Source organism: Oceanispirochaeta crateris, assembly GCF_008329965.1.
Classification (GTDB): Bacteria; Spirochaetota; Spirochaetia; order DSM-2461; family DSM-2461; genus Oceanispirochaeta; species Oceanispirochaeta crateris.
The window spans coordinates 1,342,058-1,361,827 of sequence record NZ_CP036150.1 but is presented as its reverse complement, the minus strand read 5'-3'; the positions used below and the strand labels follow the sequence as shown (position 1 = coordinate 1,361,827).

Below are 19,770 nucleotides of genomic sequence, written 5' to 3'. Positions count from 1 at the left end.
AATCCCTACTAAGCTTCGGCCAGGGATGATAGCTCTTCCCAACGACTGTATAGGGTCTCTAATTCTGATTTTAAGGATTCATAGACACGGGTCAGCTGGGCCGATTCTTCCGGATTAAAATCTGGAGCGGCAAAAAGGAGTTCCTGATCGGCTATTTTTGATTCCAGTTCCAGAATCTTGTCCTCCATAGATTCAAATTCCTGTTTTTCCTTGAAGCTGAGTTTTTTGGTTCTATGATTAACCTGAGATTCTTTTTCCTTATGATTGGATGCTTTTTCTGATTGTTTTACTTCTTCTTCAATCAGTGATTTATACTCGCTGTAATTTCCTGTAAAGCCATGAATATTGCCTTTTCTGTCAAAGACAAACTGAAAATCTGTCACTCTGTCCAGAAAGTATCTGTCATGGGATACAAGCATCAGACAACCTGGAAAATCCATTAAATAATCTTCGAGCAGAGTGAGAGTTTGTAAATCCAGGTCGTTGGTCGGCTCATCAAAGAGCAGGAAGTTAGGGTTACTCAGTAGTATACGAATAAGGTACAGTCTCCTCCGTTCTCCCCCTGATATATCACCAAGAGCCGTATAATATAGAGACTTTGGAAAAAGAAATCGGTCTAATAATTGAGATGGAGTCAATGTGCTTCCATCTGAGAGGGTCACTTTTTCGGCAAATTCATTGAGATAGTCCATGACTTTCATCTCGCTCTTCAAGACACTTCCAGTTTGATCAAAATATCCGATATGCGTGTTGATGCCTTTGTCCACACTCCCGGAATCGGGTTGAAGAACGCCGCTTATCAGGTTCAGCAGAGTTGTTTTACCAGAGCCGTTCGGTCCTATTAAACCAATCCTTTCTCCTCTTCGAAACTGGTATGTAAAGGGTTTTATGATCTCTTTATCACCATAGGAAAAGGCAATCTGTTTTAGGTGCAAAATCTTTTTACCCAGACGTCTGAAGGATGAGCTGAACTCCGCAGAAGACAGTTCATCATTGTTCTTCTGCTCCATAAGATTGTAGTAGTTGGCTGTTCTTTTCTTATCCTTGCCGGCTCTTGCCCTAGGACCGCGGCTGATCCATTTAAGTTCCTGTCTCAGTATCGACTCAATACGGGCCTGACTTCTGTTTTCAATATTTTGACGTAAGGCCTTCTGATCTAAATACCTGGAATAATTTCCCTTGTATTGAAAAACATTCTGATCATCAATTTCTAGAATCCTGTTGCATATATTTTCCATGAAGTATCGGTCATGAGTGACCAAAAGGAAGGCTTTATCCAGCTTTTTGAGATACTCCTGTAGCCATTCTATGGTGGGTATATCCAGGTGGTTTGTAGGTTCATCCAGTATCAGGAGAGAAAAATCCTGACAGAGGGCTCTCACCAATGCGGTTTTCTTGACCATCCCTCCAGAGAGTGAGCTCATGGGGGCATGGAAATCATCAATCTTAAGTTCGGAAAGAAGGGATTTTACCCTGCTTTCCAATTCCCAGCAGGACCATTTCCCCATCTCTTCTGTGAGAGTATGAAAACGGTTTAGAAGGGCCTCGTCACTGCTTCCGGATTCGAGTAATTGGCTGCATTCTTCATATTCACGAATAAGCTTCATCTGCATAGTGGGATCTCTGAAAACAAAATCAAGGACCCTTTCATCAGGGAGGAAATCTGGTTGCTGATCAACTTGACTGATATAAAGGATATTGTTTCTGGAAACAGTCCCCTCATCGGGTGTTTCCTCTCCAGTCAGTACACGTATAAGTGAAGACTTTCCACAGCCGTTGGTACCTATCAATGCTATTCTGTCATCAGAATCGATTCCGAATGAGCATCCGTTTAAGAGGGTTTTTCCACCCTTGCTGATTACTATTTTATCAATGGATATTAGGTTCATACAGTGAGGATCTTAGCATAGAGTGTCTGAAAAGTCATAGGCATATGGACAAATCTTCGGCTAGGCATTACAGTTGAAATCACTATACCTCTTGTCATTTTAATCAAGGATGATGCGCTCTTGAAATTAAATTGACAAACTTAACAAAACACTTTGAACAGGCAGGCCATAATAGATGAATCAGGAACAGGTAAAAGAAAAACTGCTTCAGATTGACAGTGAAGTTGCAGACTTTGATTTAATCTTTTCAGGTAAGGAAAGCAAAAAAGTGGATGGTTTATATCATCCTGAAAAAAAAGAGATTATTATTCACAACAAGAATTTCACTGATGATAATGCTCTTGTATATACGGCCATTCATGAGTTCGCTCACCATGTGCAGTTTACCCAGCATGAAGGTGAAGTCACCATGAGGTCCCATACAGTCCTTTTCTGGGATATTTTTCATAGACTCCTTAAAAAAGCCGAAGAGTTGGGAATTTACATTAACGTCTTTGAAGAGGACTCCCGGTTTATGAATTTGACTACAGAAATTAAAGAGAAGTTTCTCTCTGTGAATGGAAAAGTCATGAAAGACTTTGGGAAGCTTCTAATTCAGGCTCTCGATCTTTGCCAGCAGAATCATGCTATTTTTGAAGATTATGTGGATAGAGCCCTCGGAATGAATAGGAACTCAGCCAAATCTATCATGAAAGTATATGCCATGGATGTGAATCCTGAAATCGGATTTGAAAATATGAAGATCATAGCCGGAGTGAAGGAACCACAAAAACGGAAAGAACTAGAAAAAGCCTTTATAGAAGGACAGAGTCAGGATATGGTCAAACAAACGATCAGGAAGGAGAAGCCCGAACCTGTGATGACTGTCAAACGTCTTGAGTCTCAAAAGAAAAGGATTGAAAAGAGCATTCAGGCTATGCAGGTGAAACTGGCAGATCTTGAGATGAAAATTGACGAAGTCAAACAAGATAGTCAGGAATAATTTTCCCGGGAGGAATAAAATGGATACACCAAAAATTATTGGTATTTCCGGAGGATCCGGTTCTGGAAAGACGACAATCGTCCGGAAAATCTCAGAGTCTATTCAAGACTTTGTATTTATTCCTCAGGACAATTATTACAAATCTGCTGAGTTTATCAATAACAGCAATATCACCGAATTTAACTTTGATCATCCAAATGCCTTCGATCGTGACCTGATGACAAAACATCTGTCCGATCTTAAAGCGGGAAGGACTATTCAGATGCCTCAATATGACTTTGTGCATCACTGCAGACTGGAAGAAACCATTGAGGTGCATCCTAAGAAGGTCATTATTTTCGAAGGGATCATGGTCTTTTATGAACAGACAATTCGTAATTTGATGGATTTAAAAATCTTTGTAGACACCCCCGATGACATTCGTTTTATCAGGAGGCTTCAGCGGGATGTAAATGAACGGGGTAGGACGCAGGAATCGGTTATCAAACAGTATATGGACGTTGTCCGTCCCGGACATTTTGAGTTCATTGAACCTACCAAGAGCTATGCCGACATCATTATCCCCGAGGGAGGAATGAATATGAATGCTCTCCAGGTTCTAGCGGCCTTTATGAAAGATATTGTGGGAAATTGACTTCCATATAAAAAAATCCCCGGAACACCGGGGATTTTTTTATATGAAATAGGATTAGTTTAAAATATCGAGAGCCGCATCATATTTGACTTCAACGGCCTTGTCATAGGGGCGTTGTCCCAGGTTATTCCTTGCCTCTAAATCGGCTCCCTTATCAATTAGAACCTGCAAAGTGCTCACAGGGACTTTAATGGAGGCTCCTATATGGAGAGGGGTATTTCCGTTATTGTCCATGGAATTGATATTCTCGGTAGTCATAAAAGACTTAACGGCTTCATTGCCCTTTCTCAAAACAAGAGACAATGGGGAAGCATTCTGTTTATTCGTTGCAAAAATATCTGCATTTAAACTAAACAAATACTCAATGGCTGGAGTATTGTCGACAATGACCGCGGCATGTAGAGCTGTATTTCCCTGATTGTCTCTTTTTTGGATTGAGCATCCCTGGCTGATTAATAGCTCCATAAGAGACCTATTTTTGTTTATAATTGTTTCAAATAAGGCCGTTTTTCCACTGTTGTCACGGCTGTCCTTATCGGCCCCGTTTTTGATCAGAAAACTGCACATTTCAAAGTCACCCTTGACTACGGCTTCATAGAACGGAGTCCGGCCTTCAAGATTCTTTTTGTCGATTTCCGCCCCTGACGAGATCAATAGCTCTGCAAGACTCAAGGAGTTCCAGTTCACTATTTCATGTAAGGGTGTATTCCCAATATTGTCTGTAGCATTTACATCCGCATTGGAACGTAACAGAATCCTCGAAATTTCCAAAGATCCGGTTTTTACAGCCTCATGGAGAGCTGTGGATCCAATCAAACTCTTTTTATTGATATCAGCTCCCTTGTCTAAGAGTACTGAAACAATGGAGGGTTTTTCCCAGAGAACCGCATGAAACAAGGGGGTGTATTTGAGACTATCCTCTTTTTCAAGAACCGCATCAATGAGGAACTGATCGACAAAATCCGGTCCTTTTTCAAAAGCCAGAGATAGAGCTGTTTCACCATTGTTATTCTCAATGTAGAAATCTCCACCCTTTATCAGAAAAGCCTCAGTGAGGGTGAGCATCTCTTTTTCTACAGCCAGATGCAAGGGTGTTTCACCTGAAAAATTACGGCTGTCTATAGCCGCACCATTCTCGAGGAGAAAGCGGATCACATCATCACTTACATTGATCATGACAGCCATGTGAAGAGGAGAATTCCCCTCGTTATCCTGAGCATTGATATTACTTTGGTTTATAAACCAGCTTAGTGTGGAGACTCCCTTTGTCAGACTCAGGCTCAAGGGAGTCTGATTTTGTCTGTTTCTGGCAAAAATGTCTGATCCCCTTTGCAGGAGGAGCAGAGCTATCTCGGAATTATTTCTATCCACAGCCTCCATAAGTGCTGTGTTACCATTCTTATTTCTGTTTTCAAGTTCAGCCCCGTATTGGAGAAGGGTCTCTGCGGCAATTTTATTTCTATTCAATGTCACCGTCAGGTGAAGGGGTGTGTTTCCAAAGCTGTTTTTAGCATTGTAATCAGCTCCGGCAGACAGGAGCATTTTTAGAATTTCAATATTTGAATCAAGAGTCAGAGCCATATGAAGAGGAATGTTGCTATTATAATCGCTAGCATTCACATCGGCTCCTGATGAGAGGATGAGAGAAACGATGTTCTTATATCCTCCTCTCACAGCACTGTGTAGTGGGGTATTGCCGGGTTTGTCACGACTGTTCAGATCAGCTCCTTCTGCCAACAGAAATCTTACAATCCCTTCATGGCCTTTTTCAGCGGCCATATGGAGGGCTGTCTGTCCAAAATCAAAGCGTAAATTAATGTCCTTCTGAGTATTTAATGTATAAAAATAATCATAGATTTCATCCTGGGCTCTGAAGGAGCCGGATTTTATCAGGAGTGAAGCAATCCGTGCTCTTTCGAGGCTGTTTCTATCCTCCAATGCAATATCCAGAGCCAGTTTCCCAGCCGTATTCTTCACATTCGGATCTGTTTTCAGGTTGATCAAGTGTCTGGCAGCCTCTGTGTTGCCCTTGGATGCCGCCAGATGAAGAAGAGTCCCTATTTTAACCATTCCCTGATTCACGTTACTCTCTCGTGTGAGAGCTTTTAACATTGGCAATTGATCAAAACCGGCTTCAACAGCAGTGATTTGCTGCTGGTCTTCTACAAAAATATTGGCTTTTCCATCTACGAGGACGGACGCCGTCTCTATGTGTCCAGCTGCCACGGCTAGGTGAAGCGGAGTTTTTCCATTGTTATCACGGCTGTCGGGATCGGCTTTTTGAAGGAGAAGAAGTTGTACTATTTTCGTATTTCCTGCAGAGGCAGCAATATGAAGGGCTGTGCGACCCTTATCATCTCTTTCATTCACATCAACGTTTATCTTAAAGAGTTCTTCTAATCCTACTGTGTTGCTATTTTGGACAAGAGAATGAAGACTGTCTTCAGTTTTCACCAACTCTTCATCGGTATTCGGTTTATTTATTTCTTCCTGAGGCATTGTCCCACAGGAGGAAATAAGCAGGCTCAAAATCAGGGATAATCCGAAAAATCCATATCTCTTATTCATTGTCTTCCTTCTTAGTTTCATATTTGTCCTTATAGTATGATCGGCTGTTGTGAAATCGAATTTAAGAGCTGATCAACTGTTTTTTCAGTTTTAGCCATGATTCTTGATGAAATGATTGCATTGTGAGGAGGGAGAGTGGTAATATTCATCTCCCTGCTCCTGTTTTCACTTCACAGGACAGTTTTAATACATGGTATATTCATTAAAAGAGGCCTTTTAGGCGGATGATTGGTATCGAAATGGGGCAAAATCTATGAGTGCTAAAATGGGATATGATTCGGGAGATTTCTTAAAAAGCCTTGGATTTCCTGAAATCAGGGTACATCAATCCAATGGACATTTTGACTTTACAAAATCGGGAAGACGCATCCTCGTCATTGGTCCCATGGGTTCGGGAAAAACCGAATATTCGGCTAAAATCTGGCGGGATGCCAGAGTGACCCTCGAGAAGTCTGATATTGTGGCTGAATTGACCAGAACTGGTGTAGCAGACAGACGCAATGTGTTTTTTGTCCGGTCTGCTCTAGATGAAAAACGTTTTGAAGAGTATCCCGAAGATGCACTGGCTTACCGGGGCGGTTATGAACGTTTGGGAAATAATATTGCCAAAATCAGTAATTCCTTTGATCTGGAGCAGTTGTTGGCAGATTTCCCCCAGATGGGAACCTGGATCATAGATGAAGCGTCCTTCTTCGATGAACGAATGGCCTATGTGATCAAATACGCATCTGAATCAAAGGGACTGGTCTTTGTTTACCCTACGCTTATCCTCAATTTCAGAAGAGACATCTTTAATTCCACTGCCCGGCTTTTGATTGAAACCGCCACGGATGTTTATCCTCTGACGGCCTACTGCGAACATGCCGACTGTATTCAAGACAGCTTTTACACCTATAGATATTATTCAGTGGCTGGTCAGGAGTGTCCAGCTCTCTACTTTGACCCTCTGATCATTATCGGAGGAGATATGAAAAAAGAAGATCCCAGAGAGCCCAATTATTGTACCCGCTGTGATCACCATCATTTCCTTCCCGGAAAGGTGTACACATATTTTACTCTCAAACCCCTAGGTGAAGAAGCGGCCAAGGGGAATACGGACCCACTAATGAAAGAGTTGAAGCTCTTGACAAATGATATAAGGGAATCAGAATTATACAAGAGTGTCCTGGCAGAACAGGAGGACGGTTTTAGTCATTCACAGGTGATTATGAATGCCCTAAAAGTCCCTTGTTTGGCTGAGAAAGCCCTCCTTTATCTGTTTGTGGAAGAAAATCTAATCAGCAGTGATCTTTTTAGAACCTTTGTCATGGAATTGAATCTGGATAGGGAGTATTTAATGAATAGGCTGAGCGACAATGGCCGCACTATAAGGTGGTAGTATGGATTCTATAAGGACATTGTTTAAGACCGGAAACGGTCCCTCCAGCAGTCATACCATGGGCCCTCAGAAGGCTGCTGCGGCTTTTTTGATCAACTATCCCGGTGCAGATCTCTATCGAGTGAGCCTTTTTGGTAGTCTTGCAGCCACCGGCAGAGGACATCTCACCGATCAGATTATTCAGGATACCCTGGCTCCTCATAATGTTGAAATCCTTTGGTTCCCTGACAACCTAATGCCCGAACATCCCAATGGAATGAAGATGGAAGCCTTTAAGGACAAAGAGCTTTTGGGGCAATGGGAAGGGTACAGCATTGGTGGTGGTATCATTAGGACCTCCGGCATAGGTAATGAAGAAGCTACAGAGGTTTATACCCATAGTTCCATGTCTAAGATTCTAAAGCATGTCAATAAACATGGACTAACCCTTTGGGAATATGTTTTTATGAATGAAGGCAAAGGTATCCGTGAGTTTCTGAGCGAGGTTCTTAAGGATATGATGCGGTCTATCGATGAAGGATTATCCGATGAAGGGGTCCTTCCCGGAGGTCTTTATCTCAGCCGCAAATCCTGCACCTACCGTAAGAGAGCTGCCATGCTGGCAGAGCCTCTCTCCACTTCTGCCAGACTGTTTTCCTATGCTTTGGCTGTTTCGGAAACCAATGCCAGTGGCGGTGTGGTTGTGACTGCTCCTACTTGTGGAGCCAGCGGTGTGCTCCCTGCGGTGCTTAGATCCATGAAAGAATCTTTTGGTCTGAGTGAAACAGATTTGATTAGAGCCCTGGCTACTGCGGGTATTCTCGGTAATGTTGTTAGAACCAACGGATCTATCTCTGGAGCCGAGGTGGGGTGCCAGGGGGAGGTCGGAGTCGCCTGCTCCATGGCAGCCGGTGCGGCGGCGCAGCTTATGGGAGGTACTCCACGTCAGATTGAGTATGCAGCCGAAATGGCACTGGAGCACCATTTGGGACTCACCTGTGATCCCATTAAGGGACTCGTACAAATACCCTGTATCGAACGAAATGTCATGGGAGCGAGCAGAGCCATTGCCAATGCCGAATATGCTATAATCAGTGATGGTTCCCATAAGGTTACTTTTGATGAAGCCATCACGACAATGACCCAGACAGGTAGAGACTTGATGAGCAGTTATAGAGAAACTTCATTGGGAGGACTGGCCACCATCTATGATGAAAATAAGATGGAATGAAGTCTGATTTCAACTTAAAATAAAACTATAGAAACAAAGAGGACATAGCATGGAAAAGAAACTGTCGAAATACATTGATCACACCATCTTGAAGGCCGCCGCCACGCCCCAAGATGTCATAAAAATTTGTAAAGAGGCTTTGAAATACGATTTTGCCTCGGTTTGCGTTAATAGTTGTCATACTGCGCTGGTTGCCCAGCAGCTCAAGGGGAGCACTGTGGCACCCTGTGTCGTGGTTGGCTTTCCTCTGGGAGCCTGTCAGACATCGATCAAAGCGGCAGAATGCGCCCAGGCCGTCAAAGACGGAGCCCTTGAGATCGATATGGTTCTCAATATAGGACAGATGAAAACGGGGAATCTGGATTATGTCCGATCAGATATAAAGGCCGTTGTGGATGCATCGGGAGAGGCTTTAGTTAAGGTTATTCTGGAAAATTGTTATCTCACAAAGGATGAAATACGCCAGGCTTGCCTTCTGTGTGAAGAAGCCGGGGCAGATTTTGTTAAGACCTCCACTGGGTTTGGATCTGGAGGTGCGACTGTCGACGATGTTGCCCTTATGAAGAAGACTGTGCCGAATCTTCAGGTGAAGGCGGCAGGAGGTATCAGAGACAGAGCAACAGCATTGGCCATGATCAGTGCCGGAGCAGACCGGTTGGGAGCGAGCGCTGGAATTGCAATCATTGAAGGAGAGTCAGATGCGGGCAACAGTACTGGTTATTGACAGTTTTGGTATGGGTGAGCTTCCGGACGCCCGAGCCTATGGAGATGTTGGATCAAATACGGCACTACATATCTGTGAGCATATGAATCAACCTCTCTGGCCAACCATGAAAGCCATGGGATTGGGAAATGCATCAGAACTCTTGGGGAATCCTCTCCCCGGATGTGAATCTGTTCCCTCTCCAGAGGCTTCCTTCGGTGTCATGAAAGAGACGTCCCCAGGAAAGGATACAACGACGGGTCATTGGGAGATGGCTGGTATCGTTTTGGATAAGGCATTCAGTCAATTCCCTAAGGACTTTCCCTCTTTTCCTGACTCCCTGGTGAAAGAATTTGTATCCAGAACAGGCTGTGGGGGTATCCTTGGGAATAAGGCCGCCAGCGGGACAGAGATCATTGAAGAGTTGGGAGAAGAACACCTGAAAACAGGATTTCCCATCTGCTATACTTCTGCAGATTCAGTGTTTCAGATAGCCTGTCATATGGAAAAATATACCATAGAAGAGTTGTATAAGATGTGCGAGATTGGGAGAGAACTCTGCGATCCTCTCGCGGTAGGTCGTGTCATTGCCCGCCCTTTTGATGGCCCTGTCGGTGGGTTTTTCAGAACAAAAGAACGCCATGATTACTCCATTGCACTGCCAGAGGATTCTCTCCTCGATCATCTTCAGAAGAATTCAGTAAAAACCGTGGCTGTCGGTAAAATCGGTTCCATATTCAACGAGTCCGGCATTGATGAAAGCTTTCATGATGCAGGAAATCCTGCCTGCCTCAAAAGAACAGAAGAAATATTAGGCGTAGCTGCCGAAAAGAATGAATTTGTATTTGTTAATCTCGTTGATACAGATATGATTTTTGGGCACAGACGAGACATAAAAGGATACGCCGATGCGGTTTCTTCCATAGATGCCAGAATCCCCCGTTTTATAGACCTTATGGCTAAGGGAGATGTTCTTATAATCACAGGAGATCACGGATGTGATCCTTCTTTTCAAGGGACCGATCATACTCGTGAACATGTTCCTGTTCTCTGGTATGAAAAGGGAGGGGAGGTGTATTCTCTAGGGATAAGAGAGAGTTTTGCAGACCTCTCTGCATCTCTATGTTCTTATTTTTCTGTACCGCCCATGAGAAAAGGATGTTCATTCAAATGAATATAGAAAATTTACTGAAAGAAACAGAATTAAACCCTCAGGCTGTGAAAGAGTTTTTTAGTAAGAAATATATGGATGAGAATTCATCAGGAATGAATTCTCATCAGCGTGTCTCTCTTTCTCTAAATCATCAGGAGCCAGATCGTGTTCCCTTTGATTTCTGGGGTGTTCCTGAAACCTGGGATAAATTGTTTGAGTTTTTCTCTTTCACGAAAAAAAACGATGTTCTGGATCTTCTCGGTGTTGATTGCCGGATTGTGTCTCCCCAGTATTGCGGACCTGAACTGGAAGTTCTAGAGGACGGCCGGTTTTATAATGTATGGGGTAGTCTACGCAAGATTGTGACTAACGAGTATTCACAGTATGAAGAATATGCTGGCTTTCCTTTGGCAGAGGTCAGTTCCGTAGCACAGGTAGAACAATGGGACAAATGGCCCAGGAGTGAGTACTGGGACTGGAACAGTATTGGGAAAGAAGTCAAAGAGGCTAATAGCCAGGAACCTAGGCATATCCGCTATGATATTGGCGGTATATTTGAAACTGCCTGGGGGGTTTTTGGACTGGATAATTTTTTGATTGCCCTATATGAAAAGCCCGAAGTCGTCTGTGCCATCATGGACTGTTATACCGAAATATTTATATCTAATTTCAAAAATCTTATGTCCAAAAATGAAGGTCTCATAGACATGGTTTATACCTATGATGATGTGGCCACCCAGGATGGACTTCTTATGTCTCCTGATATGTGGAGACAGTATATACTTCCCTTTCATCAAAAGCTGAACAAGGTTATTAAAGAGTACGATGTGAAGCTGATTTACCACTCCTGTGGTGCCATCCTGCCCCTTGTAGAAGCCTTGAGAGATGAGATGCATATTGATGTACTCAATCCTCTTCAACCAGCTGCGAAGGGAATGGATATGGCCTATATTAAGAAAACCTTTGGGGATACTCTCGCTTTTCACGGGGGGGGAGACCTTCAGAAAACTCTACCCTATGGCAGTGTGGATGAGGTGAAGGAAGAAGTTAAATCTTTGTGTAGAACCTTGGGAACCGGCGGTGGGTATATCTGTACTTCCGCTCATTATATGCAGGCTGATATCCCTTTAAGAAATATACTTTCCTTTTTTTCAGCCTCACGGAGTTGTCATTAATCTGAAAACTAAATGTGCATATGCACTTGTCAATATTCCTAAATGAGGTTTAATATGTGTCATATAAGATAAAAAGGAGTAAGATATGGCCAAGTTATCCTCAGAAGTTCAGGAGGCAATCAAAAAAACATTGCCTTACAATATTGCCACAGCCAGTGCAGATGGTGTTCCCAATTTGATCTATATTACATATTTGAAAATCCTTGATGATGAAACCGTCGTCATTGCAGACAATAAGTTTGATAAGACAAGGAAAAATCTAAATTCCAATCCTTTTATCTCCTTTACTGTCCTGGATAAAGATACCAATAAGGCCTACCAGATCAAAGGAAAGGTTGAATGTGTTACAAAGGGTAAGAAATATGATGATGTCGTGGAATGGGTTCATATACAGCATCCTCAGATGACACCAAAAGCCGCTTTCTATGTCTCGGTACAGGAAGTTTATGCTGGTGCCGAAAAACTGGCCTGAAATCAATAATTTGGTAATAAAAAAACCCCTTATAGAGGGGTTTTTTTAGGAAATAGATCTTATCAGAGTTTCTCGTAAATCTTACCGTCTGCTGTAGGTGCTACAGATTTTCCAACAAATAAAACTAATAGAACCATTGTGAGAATATAGGGGAGCATGCTCAACAACTGGGAGGAGACATCCAATCCCGTTCTGGGCATAAAAACGACAATTGCCTGAGCCAGCCCAAATAGAAGACAGGCCCACATAGCACCCTGAGGTTTCCATTTACCAAAGATCATGGCGGCTAAGGCGATAAACCCCTGTCCTGAGATCAGGGTAATTCTAAACTGGGACACTATGGCTACACTGACGGCAGCACCGCCGAAACCGGCAAATACACCGGAGGCAATGACAGACATGTATCTAATTTTATAGACATTAATACCCAATGTCGCCGCTGCTTCCGGATGTTCACCCACGGAACGAATGCGCAGTCCCAAACGAGTTTTATAGAGTACAAACCAGACTACTAAAACCAGTAAAAAGGCGAGGTAAACGGTGGAGTAGCGATTTAAAATCATATCAAAGAATGAATTTTGCTGGAATAAACCATTTAAAGGACGGGATATCTTTTCATCCAGAGGCAGGGGAAGGGTCATAGCCGCTCCATCAAACATCAGCCGGCTGAGAAGAAGGGCAAATCCTGGCCCAAGAAAATTGATGGCAATACCCGAAACAACCTGGTCGGCTGTGAAGCTGATACAGGCTATGGCGTGAATGAGGCCGAATAATCCTCCGACAATACCGGCAGCCAAAAAGCCTATCCATCCGCTATGAGTATAGTAACCTATTCCAGCACCGATAAAGGCTCCCATAAACATGATGCCCTCTAAACCGATGTTAATCACTCCGGAATTTTCTGAGATTGTTCCCCCGAGAGATGTGTAGATCAGGGGAGTGGCATACATCAAGGTCGTTCCCAAAAGAAAAGCAATACTTTCCAATATCATCAGATCCTCTCCTTTTGTTTTTTGAGTTTCATCATCCGTATCAGTTTGGGCATGGAAATAAACAGCACAATTGTACCCATGATGATATTGATTATTTCATAAGGAGCTCCAATGGCCGGCTGAATCTTTGAACCGCCATATTTGAGAGCACCATAGAGAAGGCCCGAGAGCACGCAGCCTATGGGATGGACAGCCCCGATAAGGGAGACTGAAATGCCTTCGAAACCAAATCCTTCCATGGCAGAGAGAGCCGATGCTTCTCTTGTGAATCCCATGATCTGGACGGCTCCGGCCAGACCTGAGAGGGCTCCGGCAATGGCCATAGAATTGATCATACTGGCCTTGATATTGATGCCACCGAACTCAGCTGCATCCTTGTTGAATCCAACGGCTTTAAGGCTGTACCCCAGGGTTGTCTTTTTTAGAATAATCCATATGATCAATGCCGCAAGAATGGCTATCAAAAATCCCGCATTGGCAGGTGTCCTGAAAATATCACCCCAGAAGGGGTGGGCTTTTCTGAATTCAATGCCTTCAGAACTCTTTTTCCATGTGTCAAAAAATATGATCTTAGCTGAATCTAAAATCTTATTGGTGGCTTCAGATCCTGGTCTTTTGATCTTGTCATTGAGGACAATATAATTATTCAGATACAGGGCTATCCAATTGAGCATGATGGTGGATATGACTTCATTGACTCCATATCTAGCCTTAAGATATCCGGCTATACCTCCCCAGAGGGCGCCTGCCGTGAGTGAACATAGGAGAACAAATGGAATGTGTAATAGAGCCGGCATGGGGACGTAATATCCTGCCAGAGCCGCTGTGAGAGCCCCGATGATAAACTGACCTTCTGCACCAATGTTGAATAAGCCGGTTTTAAAGGCAAAGGCAACAGAAAGACCCGTTAAAATGATGGGGGTGGCATAAATGACTGTCCAGGAAATATAGCGGGGGGAGCTGAATATTCCCATCAGGATTACTTTATAGGCCTCAATGGGGTTATATCCAATGATCAAGAGGATCAGGGCTCCCACCAAGAGTCCTAAAAATACCGAAATCAGAGTGAGTCCCAGGGGGGAGTCTGTCATTTTTTTCTTCATGATTTTTTTCCTCCCGCCATCAACAGACTAATTTCATTTTCATCGGCACCCTTGGAATCCATTTCACCTACAATCTCTCCTTCATAAATGACAGCAATTCTGTCAGACACATTGATGACTTCATCCAGTTCCAATGAGATGAGAAGAACAGCCTTACCATTGTCTCTTTGAGCTACAAGAGCCTTATGAACATATTCAATGGCTCCGACATCCAGTCCTCTCGTAGGTTGAACTGCTATAAGGAGATCGGGATTGTTGGATATCTCCCGGGCAATGATGACTTTCTGCTGATTGCCCCCTGAAAGATCTCCTGCTTTATAGGTTTCGTCATCAGGGCGAATATCAAAATTCTTCACAAGTTTGCGTGCATATTCATTGATGGACTTGAAATCAAGCCATCCACGGGATGAAAATGGAGATTTTTTATAGTTTTCAATTATGATATTCTCCGCAACTGAATACTCCAAAATAAGTCCGCGTTTTTGTCTGTCCTGGGGAATTGTAGACACTTTATGATTCAGTATCTCTCTGGGAGAGAGTCCAATGGTGTTGATCCCGTTTACAAGGATTTCCCCAGATTCGGACTTACGAATACCAGTTAATGCTTCTACCAGTTCATTCTGGCCGTTTCCATCCACACCGGCAATACCAAGGATTTCGCCTTTTCTTACCTTGAGATTTAAACCTCGAACAGAGGGTATCTTTCTATTATCTAATACATGAAGATTCTTGACGTCTAAAACTGTATCCCTGGGAGTCGAGTCGATTTTACTGACCTTGAAAGAGACTTCGCGTCCTACCATCATGGAAGCCAGGTCGCTTTCGCTCACATCTTCTACCTTGACTGTATCCACTTTCTTGCCCCGTCTGATGATGGTGCAGAAATCGGCAACTTCTTTGATCTCTTTAAGCTTATGTGTAATGATAATAACTGTTTTTCCCTGTTCTGTGAGATTGTCAATTATCTGTATCAAATCGATGATTTCATGGGGTGTCAAAACAGCGGTGGGTTCATCAAGAATCAGGATATCAGCACCTCTGTAGAGCGTCTTCAGAATTTCAACACGCTGCTGCATGCCCACTGTTATATCCTGGATTGCTGCATGGGGATCAACAGTCAATCCGTATTTTTCAGATAGGGCAATGACATCCTTTGTCGCCTTTGCCATATCCAGAATTCCATGTTTGTGTGTTTCTTTTCCAAGAATGATATTCTCAACAACTGAAAATGGTTTGATCAGCATAAAGTGCTGATGAACCATGCCTATACCATTCTGGATGGCAATATTGGGATTATCCATAACGACTTTCTTGCCATTTATGAATATTTCACCTGATGTGGGATGATAGAGACCGTATAAAGAATTCACCAAGGTTGTCTTGCCTGCACCATTTTCACCAAGCAAGGCATGTACCTCTCCCTTGTGAACAGTCAGATCTATATTATCATTGGCAACAAGAGATCCAAATTTTTGTGTGATCCCTCTCATCTCAACGGCTATCTGGTCGAAATCAAAATTATTCAAAGACTTCCCTCCAGAAAGAACTTGACCCTGCCAGAAGCAGGGCCATTATGATTTATTTTAAACTGATTATTTTAAATTAACAACAGAATAAGCGGCTACAGTATCTGCAGTATTGGGTACTACAAAATCACCTGCAATAATCATATCTTCCAGCTGTTTTACTTCTTCAAGGATCTCAGCAGGAACATGCTTAGAGCTGGTGGGGGCAATGCCTACACCGCCTTCGGCCAATCCGTATGCAACGGTTGATCCGCCGGGGAAATTACCTTCAGCAAGTTCTTTAGATAGATTGTACATTCCGTTATCGACTCTTTTCATAGCAGAAGTCAGGACATTATCAGGAGCCAGATCATTCTGATCTCTATCGACGCCAATTGCCCATTTTCCCTGTTCTTTGGCTGCTTCTATTAAACCGTTACCAACGCCACCTGCCGCGTGGAAGATAATATCTGCACCCTGCTGATACATGCTGTTGGCAATGCTCTTACCCTTAGCAGCGTCTGTAAAAGACTCTGCATATTGTGTTAATACTTCAATATCGGCACCAGCCTGTTTTACACCGGCTTTAAAACCGTATTCAAACTCTTCAATGAGGAAAAACTTGATACCACCGATGAATCCGACTTTTCCTGTTTCTGTCATTCTTCCGGCAATATAACCTACGAGGTAAGAAGCTTCGTATGCTTTAAAAACAACTCCAACAAGATTGGAAGGGGAATCTTCAAAGGCGCTATCGATGATGGCGTATTTCTGATCTGGATTATTTTGTGCTGCTTCCAGAATGGCATCAGCCATCATAAATCCGATAGCCCAGATTAGGTCGTTATCATCATCAAGAGCACTTTCCATATTGGGCATATAGTCTGCATTCTGTTTTGATTCCTTATAAGATACTTTCAAGCCAAGTTCTTTTTCTGCTCTCTGCAATCCTTCCCATGCAGACTGGTTAAATGACTGATCGTTGACACCACCGACATCTGTTACCATGGTAACGGCTACTTTTTCTGCGGCTTTTTCTTCCATAGGGGCAGCTGCTGTTTCAGCTTTCTGCTTATTACATCCCACTAATAATAGTGAAAAAATAACTGCTGAAAGAATCGTAATTTTTTTCATACATTCTCCTTAAGAACATCATTGAATTCTTAATTCAAGGTTACTTTTCAAACGGTTAAGTGTCAAGTTTATTTCCTAAAACGCCCTTGATTTGCTCCTTTCATACAGGAATGTATAGACATCCCTTTACAGTTGTCTTCACATTCTTTATATTTGTTCAAAATTAGTTTTTGGAAGCACTTTTTAATAAACAACATGATGAAATATGTATATAAAAACAATAAATTGATTCTTCTCATTTTAGCTTGTATCAGTCTGTCAAATTGTCGTTCAACTGATACGTCAGAAGATCAGAATATCCTCTTTGAAGATGAATTTTACATGAGCCGTCCTAAAATAATTATTGATTCTCCCATGGCGAAACTTCCCTATATTTTAAAGTGGGAAGGGAGTCGATCGGTACGATCTTATGAGATTCAGTCTGCTTTTGATCTTCAGTTTACAGACTCCCGTCAAAACTGGACAACAAAAGAAACATTTTTAACTCTGTTTGAACTTAAATCAGATGTAGTTTATATAAGAATTAGATCTCATTTCGATAGTGATACAAGCCGCTGGAGCGAAATTGTAAAACTGAGCCTAGAGAGTGATGAGCTTAGAATCACAAGAGTCCGGGACTAATCCCATTCTTGTGTCTTGTGAAGCATAAACATTGATCTTTTCTTATATCCATTTATACTGTCAACATGACTATAACAAAAGAAATCGCACGGAAGTATTCTTTGCCCGAAGGAATTATAAATAATGTTCTGACTATGGCAGAAGAAGGGGCAACCGTACCTTTTATGGCACGGTATAGAAAGGAAAGGACGGGGAACCTCGATGAGGTCCAAATTTCCTCCATATTAAAATCAGCTGAATCTCTCAAAGAACTTGAGAAGAGAAAAATAGCAGTCTTAAAATCCATTGATTCTCAGGGAAAGCTCACTGATGTTCTGCGTCAGTCCATTGAAAGAACCACTGAGATATCCATCCTGGAAGACTTGTATCTTCCATTCAAACCCAGAAAAAAAACTAGGGGAATGATTGCTCAGGAGCGAGGCCTGGAGCCCTTAGCAGAAATGATCCTCAAAAATTGTTCACCTAGTGATATTAAGCAGGAAGATTTTTATGGAAAAGAGGGGCAAGTTCAAAGCTGGGAAGAGGCTTTGCAGGGAGCCTCTGATATTTTAGCGGATAGACTAAACGAAGATCTGCTTGTAAGAAAAAAGCTACGAACCGTTTTCACTGTCTCATCTATTCTTCAAACAAAACCAGTCAAAGGTAAAGAAGAGGAAGGACAAAAATATAGAGACTATTTTGATCGTGAGGAACCCTCTGCTCATGCTCCTTCTCATCGTATTTTGGCCATGTACAGAGCTGCTGATGAGGGCTTTTTAAAACTGAAGGTCCGTCCCGATCCGGAAAAAGCTCTGAAGGCCTTAGATGAGATTAGTCCTGTAAAAAGTACATACTGGACAGATTTTGTTCAGGCCGTGGAAAAAGACTGCTATAAGAGGCTTTTAGCCCCTTCATTGGAATCGGAGAATCGAAAAAGACTGAAAGAGGCGGCCGACAATGAAGCCATCAGAGTCTTTGCCGAAAATCTGAAGGTGCTTTTGATGGAGTCTCCCTTGGGGCAGAAGGCAACCCTTGCCCTTGATCCGGGACTCAGAACAGGATGTAAAATCGTCTGCCTCAGTCCTCAAGGACAACTCCTCTCTGATGGAGTCATTTACCCCCTGGCCCCACATAATAAAACAGTACAGGCTGAAGAGACGATCAGCAAACTCGTAAAAAAATACAATATTGAGGCTGTGGCCGTCGGGAACGGAACGGGAGGCAGGGAAGCTCAGAAATTCTGCAATAGTCTGAGCTGTCTCAAATCCATTCCTGTTGTACTTGTAAACGAGAGCGGGGCCTCCATATATTCTGCTTCGGAGATTGCCCGAAAAGAATTCCCAGATTATGATCTTACCGTCCGGGGAGCCGTTTCTATAGGTCGTCGTCTCATGGATCCATTGGCTGAGCTTGTCAAACTTGACCCTTCTTCCATTGGAGTCGGCCAATATCAGCACGATGTCAATCAAAAGTCATTGTCTACGGCCCTGGATGAAGTGGTTATGCACTGTGTGAACTCTGTAGGAATCGAGTTGAATACGGCCAGTGAAAAATTGCTGTCCTATGTTTCAGGTTTGACATCAAAAACAGCCGCTGCCATTGTGGCATATAGAGATGAACATGGTCCCTTTAAATCAAGGGAAGAAATTAAGAAAGTGAAGGGTGTCGGTCAGAAATGTTTTGAACAGGCCTCCGGGTTCTTAAGAATCAAGGATTCAAAGAATCCTCTGGATAATACGGCCATCCATCCAGAGCAGTACGCTTTTGTAGATTCGCTTTGTTCCCGAGTGAATAAGAGTCTTTCTGAATTGATTGCAGATCCTAAAATATTAAAATCACTCTCATTGGGCGAGCTGACATCAGAAAATCGTGGTGTAGAAACCATCAGGGATATTATAAAGGAGCTGGAGCAGCCGGGACGTGATCCCAGGGAAGATTTCAAGAACTTTGAATTTTCCGAAGATGTTCACACCATTGATGATTTGAAAGAAGAGATGATCCTTCCTGGTGTCATAACTAATGTCACAGCCTTCGGTGCTTTTGTTGATCTTGGGGTGCATCAGGATGGTCTGATCCATATCAGTCAGATGGCAGATCACTATATTTCAAATCCATCTGAAGTGGTAAAAGTTTCTCAGAAATTGATGGTTCGCATTCTTGAAGTGGACCTTGATAGAAAACGGATATCCTGTTCAATCAAAGGTATTAATAGGGACTGAGTCCCGCAAATATAAAATAAAAATCCTCCTTTATAAGTAAGAGGAGGATTAGG

Annotated in this window: 16 protein-coding genes; 10 read left to right on the top strand and 6 right to left on the bottom strand. The window is 42.8% G+C overall.

The window, feature by feature from the left end:
- Positions 1-8 precede the first annotated feature (8 nt).
- The gene (locus EXM22_RS06200) at positions 9-1,889 is read right to left on the bottom strand and encodes an ABC-F family ATP-binding cassette domain-containing protein (RefSeq protein WP_149485678.1); all 1,881 of its coding nucleotides are present in this window, start codon (positions 1,887-1,889) and stop codon (positions 9-11) included.
- Between the two features lie 175 nt (positions 1,890-2,064).
- Between EXM22_RS06200 and EXM22_RS06195 the strand changes: the two genes are divergently transcribed.
- Together EXM22_RS06195 and udk are read left to right on the top strand one after the other, a co-directional pair.
- Positions 2,065-2,871 carry a hypothetical protein gene (locus EXM22_RS06195; RefSeq protein WP_149485677.1) on the top strand — a complete coding sequence of 269 codons (807 nt, stop codon included), beginning with the start codon at positions 2,065-2,067 and terminating at the stop codon, positions 2,869-2,871.
- Between the two features lie 19 nt (positions 2,872-2,890).
- Positions 2,891-3,505 carry a uridine kinase gene (udk, locus tag EXM22_RS06190; RefSeq protein WP_149485676.1) on the top strand — a complete coding sequence of 205 codons (615 nt, stop codon included), beginning with the start codon at positions 2,891-2,893 and terminating at the stop codon, positions 3,503-3,505.
- Positions 3,506-3,559: 54 nt separating this feature from the next.
- Here udk and EXM22_RS06185 read toward each other — a convergent pair whose 3' ends face one another.
- On the bottom strand, positions 3,560-6,073 hold the full coding sequence (locus EXM22_RS06185) for an ankyrin repeat domain-containing protein (protein ID WP_168203379.1): 2,514 nt from the start codon (positions 6,071-6,073) through the stop codon (positions 3,560-3,562).
- Positions 6,074-6,326: 253 nt separating this feature from the next.
- On the opposite strand from EXM22_RS06185, the gene EXM22_RS06180 reads away from it, so the two are divergent.
- The 6 genes from EXM22_RS06180 (at position 6,327) to EXM22_RS06155 (ending at position 12,164) form a co-directional block, all read left to right on the top strand.
- Positions 6,327-7,451, top strand: coding sequence for a thymidine kinase (locus tag EXM22_RS06180; protein ID WP_149485674.1), 1,125 nt, complete (start codon positions 6,327-6,329; stop codon positions 7,449-7,451).
- A 1-nt stretch (position 7,452) separates the two neighbouring features.
- Entirely contained in the window at positions 7,453-8,661 is a 1,209-nt protein-coding gene (locus EXM22_RS06175; RefSeq protein WP_149485673.1) for an L-serine ammonia-lyase, iron-sulfur-dependent, subunit alpha, read from the top strand.
- A gap of 49 nt (positions 8,662-8,710) precedes the next feature.
- The gene (gene deoC / locus EXM22_RS06170; RefSeq protein WP_149485672.1) at positions 8,711-9,385 is read left to right on the top strand and encodes a deoxyribose-phosphate aldolase; all 675 of its coding nucleotides are present in this window, start codon (positions 8,711-8,713) and stop codon (positions 9,383-9,385) included.
- Positions 9,360-10,538 carry a phosphopentomutase gene (locus EXM22_RS06165; protein WP_149485671.1) on the top strand — a complete coding sequence of 393 codons (1,179 nt, stop codon included), beginning with the start codon at positions 9,360-9,362 and terminating at the stop codon, positions 10,536-10,538. The genes deoC and EXM22_RS06165 overlap by 26 nt, the downstream gene beginning before the upstream one ends.
- Positions 10,535-11,692 carry a uroporphyrinogen decarboxylase family protein gene (locus EXM22_RS06160; protein WP_168203378.1) on the top strand — a complete coding sequence of 386 codons (1,158 nt, stop codon included), beginning with the start codon at positions 10,535-10,537 and terminating at the stop codon, positions 11,690-11,692. Before EXM22_RS06165 ends, EXM22_RS06160 begins: the two co-directional genes overlap by 4 nt.
- An 85-nt stretch (positions 11,693-11,777) precedes the next feature.
- Positions 11,778-12,164 (top strand): pyridoxamine 5'-phosphate oxidase family protein, encoded by a 387-nt coding sequence (locus EXM22_RS06155; protein ID WP_149485669.1) that lies wholly within the window; start codon positions 11,778-11,780, stop codon positions 12,162-12,164.
- A 62-nt stretch (positions 12,165-12,226) separates the two neighbouring features.
- On the opposite strand, the gene EXM22_RS06150 is transcribed toward EXM22_RS06155, so the two are convergent.
- From EXM22_RS06150 to EXM22_RS06135, 4 genes are all read right to left on the bottom strand, one after another.
- Positions 12,227-13,156, bottom strand: coding sequence for an ABC transporter permease (locus EXM22_RS06150; protein ID WP_149485668.1), 930 nt, complete (start codon positions 13,154-13,156; stop codon positions 12,227-12,229).
- The gene (locus EXM22_RS06145) at positions 13,156-14,259 is read right to left on the bottom strand and encodes an ABC transporter permease (RefSeq protein ID WP_149485667.1); all 1,104 of its coding nucleotides are present in this window, start codon (positions 14,257-14,259) and stop codon (positions 13,156-13,158) included. The genes EXM22_RS06150 and EXM22_RS06145 overlap by 1 nt, the downstream gene beginning before the upstream one ends.
- On the bottom strand, positions 14,256-15,749 hold the full coding sequence (locus EXM22_RS06140; RefSeq protein ID WP_149487941.1) for an ABC transporter ATP-binding protein: 1,494 nt from the start codon (positions 15,747-15,749) through the stop codon (positions 14,256-14,258). The genes EXM22_RS06145 and EXM22_RS06140 overlap by 4 nt, the downstream gene beginning before the upstream one ends.
- A 102-nt stretch (positions 15,750-15,851) precedes the next feature.
- Positions 15,852-16,898: a BMP family lipoprotein gene (locus EXM22_RS06135; RefSeq protein WP_149485666.1), complete on the bottom strand. Its 1,047-nt coding sequence runs from the start codon at positions 16,896-16,898 to the stop codon at positions 15,852-15,854.
- Between the two features lie 195 nt (positions 16,899-17,093).
- Between EXM22_RS06135 and EXM22_RS06130 the strand changes: the two genes are divergently transcribed.
- Positions 17,094-17,519: a hypothetical protein gene (locus EXM22_RS06130; protein WP_149485665.1), complete on the top strand. Its 426-nt coding sequence runs from the start codon at positions 17,094-17,096 to the stop codon at positions 17,517-17,519.
- Positions 17,520-17,584: 65 nt separating this feature from the next.
- A complete protein-coding gene (locus EXM22_RS06125) occupies positions 17,585-19,717 on the top strand; it encodes a Tex family protein (protein WP_149485664.1) in 2,133 nt (710 codons plus the stop codon).
- The last annotated feature ends 53 nt before the right edge of the window (positions 19,718-19,770 follow it).

What these genes read in the sequence shown, in the direction of transcription:
- EXM22_RS06135 (WP_149485666.1), bottom strand. Translation starts at nt 16,898, where the DNA reads ATGAAAAAAATTACGATTCTTTCAGCAGTTATTTTTTCACTATTATTA.
- EXM22_RS06150 (WP_149485668.1), bottom strand. Translation starts at nt 13,156, where the DNA reads ATGATATTGGAAAGTATTGCTTTTCTTTTGGGAACGACCTTGATGTAT.
- EXM22_RS06200 (WP_149485678.1), bottom strand. Translation starts at nt 1,889, where the DNA reads ATGAACCTAATATCCATTGATAAAATAGTAATCAGCAAGGGTGGAAAA.
- udk (WP_149485676.1), top strand. Translation starts at nt 2,891, where the DNA reads ATGGATACACCAAAAATTATTGGTATTTCCGGAGGATCCGGTTCTGGA.
- EXM22_RS06125 (WP_149485664.1), top strand. Translation starts at nt 17,585, where the DNA reads ATGACTATAACAAAAGAAATCGCACGGAAGTATTCTTTGCCCGAAGGA.
- EXM22_RS06160 (WP_168203378.1), top strand. Translation starts at nt 10,535, where the DNA reads ATGAATATAGAAAATTTACTGAAAGAAACAGAATTAAACCCTCAGGCT.
- EXM22_RS06145 (WP_149485667.1), bottom strand. Translation starts at nt 14,259, where the DNA reads ATGAAGAAAAAAATGACAGACTCCCCCCTGGGACTCACTCTGATTTCG.
- EXM22_RS06130 (WP_149485665.1), top strand. Translation starts at nt 17,094, where the DNA reads ATGATGAAATATGTATATAAAAACAATAAATTGATTCTTCTCATTTTA.
- deoC (WP_149485672.1), top strand. Translation starts at nt 8,711, where the DNA reads ATGGAAAAGAAACTGTCGAAATACATTGATCACACCATCTTGAAGGCC.
- EXM22_RS06195 (WP_149485677.1), top strand. Translation starts at nt 2,065, where the DNA reads ATGAATCAGGAACAGGTAAAAGAAAAACTGCTTCAGATTGACAGTGAA.
- EXM22_RS06140 (WP_149487941.1), bottom strand. Translation starts at nt 15,749, where the DNA reads ATGAGAGGGATCACACAAAAATTTGGATCTCTTGTTGCCAATGATAAT.
- EXM22_RS06165 (WP_149485671.1), top strand. Translation starts at nt 9,360, where the DNA reads ATGCGGGCAACAGTACTGGTTATTGACAGTTTTGGTATGGGTGAGCTT.
- EXM22_RS06180 (WP_149485674.1), top strand. Translation starts at nt 6,327, where the DNA reads ATGAGTGCTAAAATGGGATATGATTCGGGAGATTTCTTAAAAAGCCTT.
- EXM22_RS06185 (WP_168203379.1), bottom strand. Translation starts at nt 6,073, where the DNA reads ATGAATAAGAGATATGGATTTTTCGGATTATCCCTGATTTTGAGCCTG.
- EXM22_RS06155 (WP_149485669.1), top strand. Translation starts at nt 11,778, where the DNA reads ATGGCCAAGTTATCCTCAGAAGTTCAGGAGGCAATCAAAAAAACATTG.
- EXM22_RS06175 (WP_149485673.1), top strand. Translation starts at nt 7,453, where the DNA reads ATGGATTCTATAAGGACATTGTTTAAGACCGGAAACGGTCCCTCCAGC.